This is a genomic window from Bacteroides sp. AF32-8BH (assembly GCF_003435205.1).
Classification (GTDB): Bacteria; Bacteroidota; Bacteroidia; order Bacteroidales; family Bacteroidaceae; genus Bacteroides; species Bacteroides ovatus.
The window spans coordinates 185,232-200,257 of sequence record NZ_QVLZ01000010.1 but is presented as its reverse complement, the minus strand read 5'-3'; the positions used below and the strand labels follow the sequence as shown (position 1 = coordinate 200,257).

At 36.7% G+C, this 15,026-nt stretch carries 11 protein-coding genes, 1 tRNA gene and 1 pseudogene; 9 read left to right on the top strand and 4 right to left on the bottom strand.

Features of this window, described 5'->3' with window-relative positions; translation table 11 throughout:
• Positions 1-66: 66 nt before the first annotated feature.
• Both DWZ47_RS09355 and DWZ47_RS09350 read left to right on the top strand, forming a co-directional pair.
• Positions 67-1,872 carry a DEAD/DEAH box helicase family protein gene (locus DWZ47_RS09355; protein WP_117512921.1) on the top strand — a complete coding sequence of 602 codons (1,806 nt, stop codon included), beginning with the start codon at positions 67-69 and terminating at the stop codon, positions 1,870-1,872.
• A gap of 219 nt (positions 1,873-2,091) precedes the next feature.
• Positions 2,092-3,900 (top strand): DEAD/DEAH box helicase family protein, encoded by a 1,809-nt coding sequence (locus DWZ47_RS09350; RefSeq protein ID WP_199488148.1) that lies wholly within the window; start codon positions 2,092-2,094, stop codon positions 3,898-3,900.
• A 67-nt stretch (positions 3,901-3,967) separates the two neighbouring features.
• Here the strand turns inward: DWZ47_RS09350 and DWZ47_RS09345 are convergent, their stop codons facing one another.
• The 4 genes from DWZ47_RS09345 to DWZ47_RS09330 all read right to left on the bottom strand — a co-directional run bounded on the left by DWZ47_RS09345 (position 3,968) and on the right by DWZ47_RS09330 (position 6,388).
• Positions 3,968-4,387 carry a hypothetical protein gene (locus tag DWZ47_RS09345; protein WP_049701758.1) on the bottom strand — a complete coding sequence of 140 codons (420 nt, stop codon included), beginning with the start codon at positions 4,385-4,387 and terminating at the stop codon, positions 3,968-3,970.
• Positions 4,384-5,058 carry a hypothetical protein gene (locus DWZ47_RS09340; RefSeq protein ID WP_117512920.1) on the bottom strand — a complete coding sequence of 225 codons (675 nt, stop codon included), beginning with the start codon at positions 5,056-5,058 and terminating at the stop codon, positions 4,384-4,386. Before DWZ47_RS09340 ends, DWZ47_RS09345 begins: the two co-directional genes overlap by 4 nt.
• Complete coding sequence (locus DWZ47_RS09335) at positions 5,045-6,055, bottom strand: hypothetical protein (RefSeq protein WP_049701760.1); 1,011 nt, start codon at positions 6,053-6,055, stop codon at positions 5,045-5,047. Before DWZ47_RS09335 ends, DWZ47_RS09340 begins: the two co-directional genes overlap by 14 nt.
• A gap of 147 nt (positions 6,056-6,202) precedes the next feature.
• Positions 6,203-6,388 carry a hypothetical protein gene (locus tag DWZ47_RS09330; RefSeq protein ID WP_049701761.1) on the bottom strand — a complete coding sequence of 62 codons (186 nt, stop codon included), beginning with the start codon at positions 6,386-6,388 and terminating at the stop codon, positions 6,203-6,205.
• Between the two features lie 760 nt (positions 6,389-7,148).
• Between DWZ47_RS09330 and DWZ47_RS09325 the strand changes: the two genes are divergently transcribed.
• From DWZ47_RS09325 to asnS, 7 genes and pseudogenes are all read left to right on the top strand, one after another.
• Complete coding sequence (locus DWZ47_RS09325) at positions 7,149-8,174, top strand: DUF3871 family protein (protein ID WP_117512918.1); 1,026 nt, start codon at positions 7,149-7,151, stop codon at positions 8,172-8,174.
• 283 nt (positions 8,175-8,457) lie between these two features.
• Positions 8,458-9,094, top strand: a pseudogene (locus DWZ47_RS09315) (recombinase family protein).
• Between the two features lie 576 nt (positions 9,095-9,670).
• Entirely contained in the window at positions 9,671-10,096 is a 426-nt protein-coding gene (locus DWZ47_RS09310) for a hypothetical protein (RefSeq protein ID WP_048697546.1), read from the top strand.
• 221 nt (positions 10,097-10,317) lie between these two features.
• Positions 10,318-10,422, top strand: a tRNA-Val gene (locus DWZ47_RS09305).
• Between the two features lie 142 nt (positions 10,423-10,564).
• Complete coding sequence (gene purB / locus DWZ47_RS09300; RefSeq protein WP_008020410.1) at positions 10,565-11,911, top strand: adenylosuccinate lyase; 1,347 nt, start codon at positions 10,565-10,567, stop codon at positions 11,909-11,911.
• Between the two features lie 74 nt (positions 11,912-11,985).
• On the top strand, positions 11,986-13,473 hold the full coding sequence (locus tag DWZ47_RS09295) for a pseudouridine synthase (RefSeq protein WP_008641865.1): 1,488 nt from the start codon (positions 11,986-11,988) through the stop codon (positions 13,471-13,473).
• Positions 13,474-13,578: 105 nt separating this feature from the next.
• Positions 13,579-14,982, top strand: a complete 1,404-nt coding sequence (gene asnS / locus DWZ47_RS09290) for an asparagine--tRNA ligase (RefSeq protein ID WP_117512916.1) — start codon at positions 13,579-13,581, stop codon at positions 14,980-14,982.
• Positions 14,983-15,026 lie beyond the last annotated feature (44 nt).

Sequence of the window (15,026 nt, the reverse complement as noted above, 5' to 3'; positions counted from 1 at the left end):
TTGATGCAATCAAGCAGGAAGAATACGAAAATGAAGGAATGGATGTGATAGACATTAATGAGGAAGATGACAATAGAAATTAATCTTAATGAGCTCGGTAGGGTGCAATACCTTACCGAAGTTCTTCCCGAAATTCCCACGAATACAATTCTTTATAAGAAGTTGACCGGACTTGGCGCTACCTATGGAGAAATCACGGCAAAACGTAACTCGATTATCATTGAATCGAATGTTCCTGTTATTATCGGTAAGTGCAATGACCCTAAGCATAAAGATGATAATCTGTTCGGAGTATATGAAGGTGTATATACTGACGATATCGTAAAATATTTGGAGAAGAGTAAGAATAAGTATTATAAGATACTTACTACTCCCGAAAGTTTTCAGAAAGTAAAGGACGCATTTGAAGAACTGGAAATGAGTGCGCATTGTTCTTGTTTTCTTCTGTTTGATGAATGTCATAAGCTAGTGAAGGATGCGGATTACCGGAATAACATAACACTACCGATAGATGATTTCTTTAAATTTGACCAAAAAGCATTGGTCTCTGCCACACCAATAGAATTGAATGACCCTCGATTTAAGGAACAGAATTTTAAAATGATAGAAATACAGCCGACCTTCGATTATAAAAAGGAACTTTGGCTGCATCATACGAATAATACACTGCAAGCATTAAAAACTGTATTATCCAAACTAGACAATGAAGAAGCTGCGCCACTTCCCATTTGTGTGTTTATCAATTCAACCGATATTATATATTCATTGATGAAGCAACTAGACCTGTTGGAAGATTCCGCAGTTTTTTGTGCTCCAAAAAGTGTTGATAAACTAAAAAAGAATAGATTCTGTAATGTTTATGAAGAGTGGAACAAGGATAAAATGAAGCGGTACAACTTTTTCACAAGCCGCTTTTTCAATGCTGTGGATATGGAGTTGGAAGAGCAACCTCATGTTATAATGCTGACCGATGTCTATTTTGCGGAACATACTATGATAGACCCATATACAGACGCAATTCAGATAGTAGGACGATTCAGAAATGGAGTTTCGTCAATTACCTATATAAGTAATACCAAAAAAGGATTGCCCCAAAGAAGCAAAGAGGAAATAAAAGGTTATCTTATTTGCAGTAAGGAGATATACCGAACGATGAAGAACTTTTATGATTGTGCAACAGACAGGGCTTCCCGTGATGCTTATCGTGCTGCATTGGAAAGTCTTCCTTTCAATAGGATGCTTGATAGGAACGGGAGAGAGAATTGGTTTGCAATAGACAACTACATGGATGAGGAATTGATGAAAAATTATTTCTATGATGAAAATTCTCTATATAAAGCATACGATAACTGTGATTCTTTTATTGTTTATCATGCGGGCTACTATTGTCCGTTGGGTGATAGCGAGCGGTTAAAGAGGGAAAATAAATCTCAATCCATTAAAGACAAGCGTAAAGAGATAGTCCGCCAGTTGGAGATGTTGGGAGATTGTGTTACTGAAATGGAACTGGAATACAAGCGGGATTTAATTGCGGCTGATTCATTTATTGTTGAAGCTTATGATACGGTAGGTAAAGAAGTGATTGAAAAACTCAAATATTCCAAGAAGAAAATCACGGAAGCCATGATACAGAAGCAATACAGCGAGAAGGCAACCGGAACGGAGGTAATTCGCTTAATAAAGAACTCATTTACTGTTGGTCAAAAATACACTCGTAAATATACCAAAGAAGAAATAAAGAGAATTTATGCTCTATTGAATATATATCCCCCTAAAGCCATAACAAGTAAGACTATATGCGATTTTTTTATGGTGTCCGAATGTAAAATCAAAGGTGAAAGATGTTATTTGCTGATTGAAGAAATATTATAATGTGAAGGACATTTTTACCGGAAAAATACTTTTATAGACCTTGTTTGAAAAATGTCCTATTTGAGGATGCTATTTTTTGTCGATTTTTCTCGTTACATTTTTTTGCAGATTATAGCTATATAAAAAATATGGAAAGTCAGGAAAATAGTAGTACAGGTATTTATAAAGTATTAATTTTGTAGTCGATGATAGCGTTACAATTTTTTCTGAATAATAGATATGAAAAAACTAGAAATCCAAGAACATGACGGCTTTCTTGATTTAGAAGACCTTCCTCATAATTGTATCTTTAATAAGGTAGTCACAGGTTGTGGCGGAACAACAATTGCTCTTAAAAATGGTGAGAATTATGTGATTGTAGTTCCTACCACTGAATTAATAGAAAACAAGTGTTATCCACCTAAAGATGAGAACGGAAATAGTATTGTGTGGAAGGCTGAAAATAGAAAGGCAGGATTGAGTCCGGTTAGAAATCTTTTCGGATTGTATGGTACATTCACTCCTACATTAAAGAAAGGATTAAAAGAATATCTTTCTAAAGAAGGAACGAAAAAAATAATGTGTACTTATGATAAGATACCTTCTCTAGTTTCTCTTATTATCCCCAAAGAGTATAGGTTATTAGTTGACGAATATCATAATCTCTTGAAAATATATTCTTATAGAAAAGAAGCCGTAGAAGGAGTATTGGAACATTTTAATGAGTTTAAATCATATTGTTTTATGTCTGCTACTCCAATTGCTATGGATTTCAAACCGAATGCTTTAAAAGACGTGGAAGAATATATTGCTGATTGGAAACATATAGAGCCTTTAACGATTCTACCTTATAAAACCAATAGAGCTTATATGCTTACTGCAAATCTTATTAAAGCGTATCAGAGAGAGGGATATATAAAAAAAGATGAATTGAAATCATACGAAGCTTACTTCTTTATAAACAGTGTCACAGAAATAAAGAAAATATTAGAATATACTCATCTTACAAATGATGATTGCAGGATTATTTGTGCTGATGAAGACAAGAACCGTAGAACATTAGGGGAATATCAGATATCTAGTTCTACGGATGCGCCAAAGAAATTTAATTTCATAACTTCCAAATCGTTTGAAGGAGTGGATTTTTATTCTGAAACAGGTATCTGTTATGTCGTGAGTAATATTCATAATGAACATACTCTATTAAGCGTTGATATGGATATCCCCCAAATTGCAGGGAGAATAAGAAATACCAATAATCCGTTTAGAAATTTGGTTGTTCATATTTTTAATACAAGACCAAAAGACTACTATGAAAATTATGGGAAGGCAAAAAAGGAGATAGAAAAAGAGTTGGAATATGCTAAAGAAAGAGCTACTGCATATAACCGACTTTCGATAGGAGCAAAGAAGCAACAAAAGTCAGATTTAGGTAAATCCTCATTTCTCAAATATGATGAAAAAAATGATGAGTTTATTGTTAATGATATGGCAGCTAAAGTTGTGCTCTATAATTATAGGTTAATGAATAGCATATATCGTTCACAGAAAGATTTAGTTGCTGAATATGAGAGGGCAGGTATATTACATTCCAAAGTGGAATGGGTGCAACTAGACGACAACTTTATAAAGCCTGTTTGTAAGAAGCCTACATTCTTGGAAACATTTATCTTGTATGCTGATATGAAATATTGTTTGGATATTGAAGCAAAACAGAGCATTGAAAAAGAATATCCTTTCATAAGAGACGCTTTGTGTAAATTGGGAGTGGAACAGGTGAAAAAGTTAAGAAGTATGAAGGCTGTAAAAGTTGCTCTTGAAGCTTTAAAAAAAGAGAATATTTGTGCTGATAGTGATATTGGTCAACGCCTAAAAACATTATTAACGATTGGTGCATTTATGCCTTCTAAGGAACTGAAGGCGATTGCACAACAATTTGGAATGAAGAAGCCTATGGACTTAAAAGAATGGGTTGAACTGGAAGCTGGAACTCAACGAATCGAGGGAAAGCCAACTAGGGGATATTTGATTAAGAGATTTATTGATTAATTTTAAACCATAAAAATAGCCGCAAGCGAGTACACTTACAAATGTGCTCAACTGCGGCTTTTATTATTCAATCAATATTCCAATAAGCGTCTGGATTACCGTCAAAAATAGTGTCTATTTCATCATCATTGTATCCCATTTCATCTTGTGCATAGAAGCCATTATATTTCTCATTAGTTTTATTTTCAAAATAGTCACTATCGTAGTAGAAATCATTATTGTCTTCTAACATGGTAGTCATATTACTAGCTTCCTCTAATCTTTGTATTCTTTTGTTTTCAAAATCATTAGATATATAAAAATGGGGATAGACTTGTTTTAATTCTTCTATTGCAGAATCATAAATTAGAAATTCCATATTGGAAATGCTGTTCATGCACCAATAAATATATTGATAATCCCAGTCAATAACATCGCTTAATGCCATGCCCTTGTATTGACCAAATTTAAAAGTGTCTGATAGAGAATAGAATTGCGAAACTATCATAATATATTTATTTCAGAAGGGTTTAAAATTAGGTATGAAACGTTGCCTGTGATATGGTTTACATATCGACATAGAACTTGGAATTCAAAGCAAAAACACCCAAGTTCATTATCATGGGGTTGTCTATACATAACAAATGAACCTTTAGGTGCTATATGAAAAGCTTGATGTTTATTACCAAGATGAAATTTGGTGTTTACTTGCTCGTTTTCTCCCGATTCTGTTTTAAAAACAACGATATTGTTATTTATGATACTGCTGATATACTTAATTGCTTCGTCATGTGTTTTGAAACCATTGCATCTACCAGTATCTAAATAAGAAAGACATTTTAATATTACATCGTAATTTAAATTAGGAGAATAGACATATTTTACGTCGCATTCAATGTCTTCCTGGTTATATGAAATTTTTTTATAGTATGGTAGTGCTTTGCTATCTGATACGATTCTATTACTATATACAGCGAAAGTATCTATTCTTGGGTGGATATCTATAATTTCATTATAGATGATTCTTCCTGTTTTAACAGGAATGAAACCGTAGATTTCTAGAGTTTTAATTAAATGGCTTGATGCTATTTGTCCACTCTTTAATTCTTTTCCTTGTTCAATATAATTTTTAACGTTATTATTCTTATTATCCATACTTTCAATATTAAATGGTTTCATAAAGCTCAAATTCATGTTCTATTTCACTATACAAGTCACTATAATCATAGCGATTATCTAGATTATCAATAATACATTTGGTAATAAATAAAACTTGTCGAATATATTTTCTATCTGGACAATGATGCTTTATCATTAGTCGAAATCTAGCTGTTTCGCTTTCCTTTTGATTCTTTCGAAATTTAGAACAAAGATTTTCTGTTCCTATAACAACACTTTGAGTATCACTTATGGCTCTATTGGAAGATACTTGCATTATCCCTAACGTCATTTCTTTCTTTGTTATTTTAATTAGACAACGCTCGACAAATCTAATAATTGGTGGTCTATTGAAATTTTCAAAAATTAGAATGGCAATAATTGTAGTGTTTATTTGTATGTTTTGATTGGAAATTTTGTCTATTATATTCCAATATTCTTTCTTGTAATGTGAATATTTTTTTAGGATATATCTTTTCTTTCTTTGTTTCAGCTCTGGTAGATAAGCCCTTGAAGTCTCATACGGCTCCTTTGGTAATATTTCTTCTGTTCTGTTTCCTACTTGGTATAAAAATATAATTATCAATAGCCAAATTTCATTTTTTATTTCAGAAAAATCAGGTAATAGATTATCTACAGAGTTAATGAATTTGCTACATATAATTGAAGATATTGTTAAAATGGACGAGTAATAGAATATTATCCTCCACCAGTTTACAATACTTGAACGCTCGTATAAAAATATAGTTATAATCCTAATTAGGATATAATAATAGACAACATTTATGATGTTAAATAGGAACTGATTGCAATGAAAATATTGTAATATTGCAACCATAATAATAAGATAGACAATTGGGCCAAAAACTTTTATAACAAAATTAAAAGATAAAGCTTCATCTTTATCGTCTAATAGGGAAAATTTTACATATCCTCTTGAATAAGATTTACTTCCAATCCAGTTTTGGATAAGAAATAATGCAAGAGCCATAAATAAATGAATAGTTGTAGCTACCATAATAATCTTTTTCTGCAAAAATACGATTATTTTAATTATGCTACTTATATGACAATAGAAAAATATGAATAAATATATCGTTGGTTAATGGCTGTAAGTATTGCTTTATTAACGATGATTTACACGTTGTCGGTGATACCGGAGGACTTATTTCTTCTTGTAAGAGGGCGGCAGCTTTATTTTTGCCAGTTGTTCGTATAGTTCTGCATACTTCTTTCTTAAATAATCTCTGTCTATTTTGATTGTTACCTTGTGATTAACAATGTGTTCTGTTGTCTCATCTGTAAGGGTGGTACTTGTGTCAGGTGTTATTGGGATTCTTGTCTCAATCATGGGATTTTAAATAAAATGTTTTTCTAATGTGGTTAATCTGTATTCTCTGTTTTTGATAGCCTTGTGTTTGTATCCATACACCGATATGGACTTTATTATCTCTGATTCCGTGTTTCAAGGCTAATTCACGTAATTCTTGATAGGTATATACTTCTGACATGGTAGGTAATATGAAAAAAAGATCATAACCACAAGCGGTAGGGCAGACGTCAAATTGCCCTACTTTTTATGGTTATGCTACAAAAATGAGAAAGGTCGTCTAATACTAGTATATAGGCGACTGCAATAAAATCTATCAGACATGGCTTTATCTATGGGAGATTGTGAAAAAGGTAAATTACCGTATTGGTAGTAATTGCGAAATGGAGATAATAAGCCCTCAATACAATACGGTAATCCTTCCTTCATGGGATACACAAATTTACGAATAATTGGGGAAGCTAAAAAATGAATGATACTCATTTTTCAAACATTGGTTGTATGGTTATGCCACATTCTGTAATGGTCTAAAGTAGTTCCATTTGTGGAGAGTAGAAAGATATGCGTGCAATAAAGTACAGGTACTTATATATAATCCCCCTACCTATAAAAATAAGAGCTTAAATATATATCAGCTTACTTCTCCTATGATTTACTGAATTGAAAGTTACGTACGGGTGAAAAGAGTACACTTTTACGCCCCCCGAGGGTAGTTGGAGAGAAACGAAATATATTTCAATCCACGTAATCAATTTATAAATCATTTAAAATTTTATTCGTTATGAGAAATTTACAAATTATTGGCAATGTGCCACAGGTAAGAAGGGAAAGTAACTTTGGTGAATATGCAGAAGAAGCGGTAATAATCGAAGAACAACCACAGGTAAAGAAAGAGAATCCTCATTTCTTGGAAGCCAATACGTTAGAGGTAACAATGCAACATTTAAAAGAAGATTGTATTACACCCGTATTTGCCAAAGATAATGAGCTTACAATTCCTCACCCTGCATTTATTGATACTGTTTATGACGCTGCAAATACGTTTTTCAGTGGTGAAAGTATTGATAAGCCCGATATTCGTGTAAGTCACATTATCAAGGGGAGAATACCCGAAGCAATACACAAACCCGCTAATCAACTTCTTGAAAGTGATAAGACTATCTACTACGAAAGATGTGCTTTTATTATTCAGATTCCTACGATTTACGAAACGGTGAACGGGAATAAGTTAATATTAACTATTGGTGGTGTTCGTGCTTATAATCACACTAATCTTTATTCAAAGAAAGGAGCAGAACGCTTTAAAGTGTTTATTGGCTTTATTTGTAAAGTATGCACAAACTTGTGTGTGTCAACAGACGGTTTTCTTAGTTGCTTGGAAGTTACTAATACAAGGGATTTATATCGGGCAGTATTGGAAATGTTTCAGAGTTACCAACCTGCAAAACATCTACATTTAATGCAAACACTTGGTAACTCATATCTCACAGAACATCAATTTTGCCAACTACTTGGGAAGATGAGACTTCATCAATCATTACCACAAGGTTATCAGAAAGATATTCCTAAAATGCTTATCACTGATTCGCAGATAAATACAGTTGCAAAAGCATATATCAATGATAAGAACTTTGGGAGCTTGGGGAATGATATTAGTATGTGGAAATTGTACAATTTATTGACTGGAGCAAATAAGAGCAGTTATATAGATTCATTCTTGGATAGAGCGGTAAATGCAACCGAAATAGCAACGGGAATAAATGCCGCTTTGCATGGAGACACTAAATATAAGTGGTTTATTGATTGATTAAACAGGGGAATATTCAGAAATGGGTATTCTCCTATTTTATTAACTACGTAAAACAAAGAATCATGTTCTATTATAAGATACTCGTTTGGCTCTTTTGGGTGGTATTGTCTTTTATAACAGGTTGTGTTCCGTTAATCTTGCTTATTCTTTTAGTTGGCTTATGGGATATTGAGGAAGCGAATAAACCTCGTTAGTGTTCAAAACAGGAATGTGTTCAAATAAATCTGCAAAGGTGGTTTGAACACATTCTTTCATGTTATCAATTTAATCAAAGAATAAAATGAAAACAGCCGTAATATACGCTCGTGTTTCTTCAAGTAATGACAGACAAGGACACGAGCAGACAAATAGAGGATTTAAAGAAATATGCTATCTCACAAGATATAGAAATAGTAAACATATTCCAGGAGCATATTTCAGGTGCAAAGAAAATAGAGGAAAGACAGATTTTAGGAGAATGTTTGAAATACTGTAAACGTGAATCTGTGGATATTCTACTTTTGTCTGAATTGTCAAGACTAGGAAGAAGTACATTACAGGTTCTTCGCTCTTTAGATATATTGCATGAATCGAAAGTATCGGTTTACATACAGAACTTGGGCTTATATACTTTGCAAGCAAATGGAGAAGTTAATCCAATAGCATCTATCATGGTGACAGTACTTGCGGAAATGGCAAATATCGAAAGAAGTAATATCCAATACCGTTTGAATAGTGGTAGGGCAAATTATATTGCCAAAGGTGGTAAACTTGGCAGAAAGACAGGTTCAACCAAAACGGATGATAAGAAGAAAGAAGAATATAAAGAAGTCATTGCTTTATTAAGAAAAGGCTATTCAATCAGAAATATAGCTAAGCTACAAAGTATTGGTATTTCCACCGTTCAACGGATAAAAAATCAGTTTATAAAGCCATAGGTATAAATTATCAGTTGGGTAGAAAATTTTAAGATTTTGCTCTTATATAGGCAATCACAAATTTTCTACCTACTTGGATTTACTAAGAAGAGACAGCTCTCAACTTTTAATAAACAATAGTTCTTGCTATTACAAACGCTTTTCGTAACTTTGTGGCAATTTCAGATACCTAATGTGTTGGGGCTGAAAGGACATATTAGTTAACGAAGAGCGTTTAAGATATTACCTTGTTCAGAAAATCGCCAATTTAATGAACAACTCAAGGTGATAAGCAAGAACGCTCACGTCAATGTTATATACCTATCTTGTTAAGATAGTCTATATATCGTTTGGCGTGGGCTTGTTTATCATTGAGTTGTGGGTGTTTGGCGATACCTCTGAACTGTGATATTCAAGTTCCCACGCTTTTCTCATTGTATAATACTATCCAAAGGGAACAGGGTAGATAAAACGATATATAACTACGAATCAGACATTAAGAAACAACTTTTGCTACTATCTTTTAAGTAGCCAACTCATTTTTTGAGCAGCTTATACTACAAATTAAATTATTAACGAAAAGATTATTTACAGAATATGAAAACATTTAGATTTTTTGCAACTTTATTGGTTATTGCTTTATGTGCAGGTTTTACTTCTTGTAGCGACGATGATGAAGAAGAAAATTCAGTCGAAATTTCTTTGGCTAATCTTCAAGGTACTTGGGATATGATTAAATGTTATGGTTGGGAGTATGATGACAATAATCAAAAGGAGAATTGGACAGAGGATGTCTCTGGAGAATATATCTTCTTTGAAGATACAGACGGCAATGGAGGATATAGTGACGGTAGCCATACTTATTATTTTGCAAGTTCTATTAATGGTAATAAGCTTATTTTGAGAGATTCTGGTTGGTTAGCGGGTAAGTCGATAACGATAACTAAACTGACTAAGACAGAGTTACATATTACTGCTACAGATGAGAATTCAGAAGAAAACTATGAGATGATAAAAAGGTAAATCATCCTATCGTGCATAGAAAGAACAGCATTTGAAGAAATTCATTTGCTGTTTTTTTATTGATTTCTATGTGCAAACACGGAGAAATAGAGTTATCTTTGCATATAGTAATTAACGATAAATTTTAGTATTAATCTATCTTGATTGCATGGCGGTGTAAACCAATATGTAAACCAGTGGCAAAAAGAGGTCGTAAGACTATCGTATAAAAACTGCGAAAAGGGCGTTTAGCTGGCTGGTAGCTTTGAAGGCGTTAGCCTTCGAAGCCGAAGCAGAGCATCTGCCTTACAAGCAGAGGGTCGGCGGTTCGAATCCGTCAACGCCCACACAAAAAAGGAAGTCTTACGAAGAAATTCGTGAGACTTTTTTTATTTCTTACCTCTTTTATACAAACTTTCTTTCTCCTTTTATCTTATAACTCAGGAAAAAGAGTTAATTTTGCAGTCTGATAATTATCTAAGAAAACGTATGGAACTTGATGTATTAACGGCCATATCCCCGATTGATGGTCGATATAGAGGCAAAACTAAAGCTTTGGCAGCTTATTTCTCTGAATTTGCACTGATTAAATACCGTGTACAGGTAGAGGTGGAGTATTTTATCACCTTGTGCGAACTTCCTTTGCCGCAATTGAAAGGAATCGATAGTAGCGTGTTTGAAACTTTACGGAATATCTACCGTAACTTCTCCGAAGCAGACGCACAACGCATTAAAGATATCGAAAGTGTAACTAACCACGATGTGAAAGCCGTAGAATACTTCCTGAAAGAAGAGTTTGACAAGATGGGCGGAATGGATGATTATAAAGAGTTTATCCACTTCGGACTGACTTCTCAGGATATTAACAATACGTCTGTTCCTCTTTCTATCAAAGAGGCATTGGATCAGGTTTATTACCCGTTGATTGAAGAGCTGATTGCACAGTTGAAAACCTATGCGACAGAATGGGCCAACATTCCGATGCTTGCCAAAACTCACGGTCAGCCGGCTTCTCCTACCCGTCTGGGTAAAGAAGTGATGGTATTTGTTTACCGTCTCGAACGTCAGTTGGCTATGTTGAAAGCATGTCCGCTTACCGCTAAGTTTGGCGGTGCTACCGGAAACTACAATGCGCATCACGTGGCTTATCCTCAATATGACTGGAAACAATTCGGCAATCGGTTTGTTGCAGAAAAACTGGGACTGGAACGCGAAGAATATACAACGCAGATTTCGAACTATGATAACCTCTCTGCTGTTTTTGATGCTATGAAGCGTATCAATACCATCATGGTGGATATGAATCGTGACTTCTGGCAGTACATCTCTATGGAGTACTTCAAGCAGAAGATCAAAGCCGGAGAAGTAGGTTCGAGCGCCATGCCGCATAAAGTGAACCCGATTGACTTTGAAAATGCAGAAGGTAACTTGGGCATAGCAACGTCTATTCTGGAACATTTGGCAGTGAAGCTTCCTGTTTCCCGTTTGCAGCGTGACTTGACAGACTCAACAGTGTTGCGTAATGTCGGTGTACCTTTCGGTCATATCGTGATTGCCATCCAGAGCTCTTTGAAGGGATTGCGCAAACTGTTATTGAACGAACCGGCTATTTATCGTGATTTGGATAATTGTTGGAGTGTAGTGGCAGAAGCTATTCAGACCATCCTGCGCCGTGAGGCTTATCCGCATCCGTATGAAGCTTTGAAAGCGTTAACCCGCACCAACCAAGCTATTACAGAAAGTTCTATTAAAGAGTTTATCGAAGAATTGAATGTAAGCGAAGATATTAAAAAAGAGTTAAGAGCAATCACTCCCCATACATATACGGGGCTTTAATTGTTTACTTATATAATAAACGTGTTTTTTAAATAGGCCGTGAGGCCAAAGTCTAATTTTATTCGAATAAAAAAATGAGCACAGAAAACGAAGAATGGCGCGAAAATTCTTTCAATGAAGAGAATACAGGTGCCGGCCGTGATGGTAACAGGTCTTACAACAGAGAAGGTGGAGAACGTCCGTATCGCCCTTCTTACAACCGTGAAGGCGGGGATCGTCCGTATCGCCCGCGATTTAATGCCAATAATGAAGGAGGCGAACGCCCGCAGCGTTCGTACGGTGACCGCTCTTATGGCGACCGTCCCCAACGTCCTTCTTACAATCGTGAAGGTGGAGATCGTCCGTATCGTCCTCGCTTCAATAACAATAATGAAGGAGGTGAACGCCCGCAACGTCCTTACAACCGCGAAGGTGGTTCTTATGACCGTCCTCAACGTCCTTCTTACAACCGTGAAGGTGGTGACCGTCCTTACCGTCCCCGCTTCAATAGCGGCGAAGGTGGTGAGCGTCCGTCTTATGGCGATCGTCCTCAACGTCCTTCCTACAACCGTGAAGGTGGCGACCGTCCTTACCGTCCCCGCTTTAATAACGGCGAAGGTGGCGACCGTCCTCAACGTCCTTCTTACAACCGTGAAGGTGGTGACCGTCCGTATCGTCCCCGTTTCAATAACGGCGAAGGTGGCGGCTATCGCAGCAATAACGGCGGTGGAGGTTATCGTCCGAGATATAATAACGACCGTCAAGGAGGATATCGTCCTCGTCCGCGTACCGGCGATTATGATCCGAACGCTAAGTATAGCGTAAAGAAACAGATCGAGTACAAGGAACAGTTCGTTGATCCGAATGAACCGATTCGTCTGAATAAGTTCCTGGCTAACGCAGGTGTTTGCTCCCGTCGTGAGGCTGATGAATTTATCACAGCAGGTGTGGTTTCTGTAAACGGTGAAGTGGTAACGGAATTGGGTACGAAGATCAAACGTTCGGATGTGGTTAAGTTCCACGACGAACCGGTAAGCATCGAACGCAAGGTATACGTATTGCTGAATAAACCGAAAGATACCGTTACTACATCGGATGATCCGCAGGAACGCCGTACAGTAATGGATTTGGTGAAAGGCGCTTGCAACGAACGTATTTATCCGGTAGGACGTCTGGACCGTAACACGACTGGTGTACTGTTACTGACGAATGACGGTGATCTGGCTTCCAAGCTGACACACCCGAAATTCCTGAAGAAGAAAATTTATCATGTTCATCTGGACAAGAATCTGACTAAAGCAGATATGGAACAGATTGCAGCTGGTATCCAGTTGGAAGATGGCGAAATCCATGCAGATGCGATCAGCTATACAGATGATTTCAAGAAAGACCAGGTAGGTATCGAAATTCACTCCGGTAAGAACCGTATCGTTCGCCGTATTTTCGAATCACTGGGTTATAAAGTAGTAAAACTCGACCGTGTATTCTTCGCCGGACTGACCAAAAAAGGTCTGCGTCGCGGAGACTGGCGTTACCTGTCGGAAGCAGAAGTAAACTACCTCCGCATGGGTTCGTTTGAGTAATAAGTCAATAAATAACAACTTGACAGAGGACGGGGAAAGAAAGCAGGAAAGAATTCATCCTGCATTTGAAACCTCGTCTTCTTGTATCTAAAAAGAAAAAGTTAAATGGAAAAGATTGGTAGAACAAAAATTGTTGACCTGTTGAAGCGCACAGATATTGGCGCTATGGTCAATGTGAAAGGATGGGTTCGCACCCGTAGAGGTAGCAAACAAGTAAACTTTATCGCACTGAATGACGGTTCTACAATAAATAATTTGCAGATCGTAGTAGATTTGGCTAATTTCGATGAAGAGATGCTGAAACTGATTACTACCGGCGCTTGTATCAGCGTGAACGGAGAAATGGTAGAATCAGTAGGTTCCGGACAGAAAGTGGAAGTTCAGGCTCGTGAAATCGAAGTGCTGGGTACTTGCGATAATACATATCCATTACAGAAGAAAGGCCACTCTATGGAATTCTTGCGCGAGATTGCTCACTTGCGTCCGCGTACCAATACATTCGGTGCAGTGTTCCGCATCCGTCACAACATGGCGATTGCTATTCACAAGTTCTTCCATGAAAAGGGCTTCTTCTATTTCCATACGCCGATCATTACGGCTTCCGATTGTGAAGGTGCCGGACAGATGTTCCAGGTGACTACCATGAACCTGTATGACTTGAAGAAAGACGAGAGAGGTTCTATCTCTTATGAAGATGATTTCTTCGGTAAGCAGGCAAGTCTGACTGTTTCCGGTCAGCTGGAAGGTGAGTTGGCAGCTACTGCTTTGGGATCTATCTACACATTCGGTCCTACGTTCCGTGCCGAAAACTCCAACACTCCCCGCCACTTGGCAGAGTTCTGGATGATTGAGCCGGAAGTGGCTTTCAACGACATTACAGACAACATGGACTTGGCAGAAGAGTTCATCAAATATTGTGTGAAATGGGCGTTGGATAACTGTGCGGATGATGTGAAGTTCCTGAACGATATGTTCGACAAAGGCTTGATTGAACGTCTGCAAGGTGTATTGAAAGATGATTTCGTACGTTTGCCTTATACAGATGGTATCAAGATTCTTGAAGAAGCTGTTGCAAAAGGACATAAGTTTGAATTCCCGGTTTACTGGGGCGTGGACCTGGCTTCCGAACACGAACGTTTCTTAGTGGAAGAACACTTCAAACGTCCGGTGATTCTGACTGACTATCCGAAGGAAATCAAGGCCTTCTATATGAAGCAGAACGAAGACGGTAAGACAGTACGTGCCATGGACGTTCTTTTCCCGAAAATTGGTGAAATTATCGGTGGTTCCGAACGTGAAGCCGACTATAACAAGCTGATGACCCGTATTGAAGAAATGCATATCCCGATGAAGGATATGTGGTGGTATCTGGATACCCGTAAGTTCGGTACTTGTCCTCACTCTGGTTTCGGATTAGGGTTCGAACGTCTGTTATTGTTTGTAACAGGTATGGCGAATATCCGTGACGTGATACCGTTCCCGCGTACACCAAGAAATGCTGATTTCTAATATTTCGGTATATTTATGTAAAACTCGCATAATCTTCAAGTTAT

Coding starts and splice junctions, on each gene's coding strand:
- DWZ47_RS09350 (WP_199488148.1), top strand. CDS start 2,092: ATGAAAAAACTAGAAATCCAAGAACATGACGGCTTTCTTGATTTAGAA.
- DWZ47_RS09335 (WP_049701760.1), bottom strand. CDS start 6,055: ATGGTAGCTACAACTATTCATTTATTTATGGCTCTTGCATTATTTCTT.
- DWZ47_RS09330 (WP_049701761.1), bottom strand. CDS start 6,388: ATGATTGAGACAAGAATCCCAATAACACCTGACACAAGTACCACCCTT.
- DWZ47_RS09355 (WP_117512921.1), top strand. CDS start 67: ATGACAATAGAAATTAATCTTAATGAGCTCGGTAGGGTGCAATACCTT.
- DWZ47_RS09310 (WP_048697546.1), top strand. CDS start 9,671: ATGAAAACATTTAGATTTTTTGCAACTTTATTGGTTATTGCTTTATGT.
- purB (WP_008020410.1), top strand. CDS start 10,565: ATGGAACTTGATGTATTAACGGCCATATCCCCGATTGATGGTCGATAT.
- DWZ47_RS09325 (WP_117512918.1), top strand. CDS start 7,149: ATGAGAAATTTACAAATTATTGGCAATGTGCCACAGGTAAGAAGGGAA.
- DWZ47_RS09295 (WP_008641865.1), top strand. CDS start 11,986: ATGAGCACAGAAAACGAAGAATGGCGCGAAAATTCTTTCAATGAAGAG.
- asnS (WP_117512916.1), top strand. CDS start 13,579: ATGGAAAAGATTGGTAGAACAAAAATTGTTGACCTGTTGAAGCGCACA.
- DWZ47_RS09340 (WP_117512920.1), bottom strand. CDS start 5,058: ATGAAACCATTTAATATTGAAAGTATGGATAATAAGAATAATAACGTT.
- DWZ47_RS09345 (WP_049701758.1), bottom strand. CDS start 4,387: ATGATAGTTTCGCAATTCTATTCTCTATCAGACACTTTTAAATTTGGT.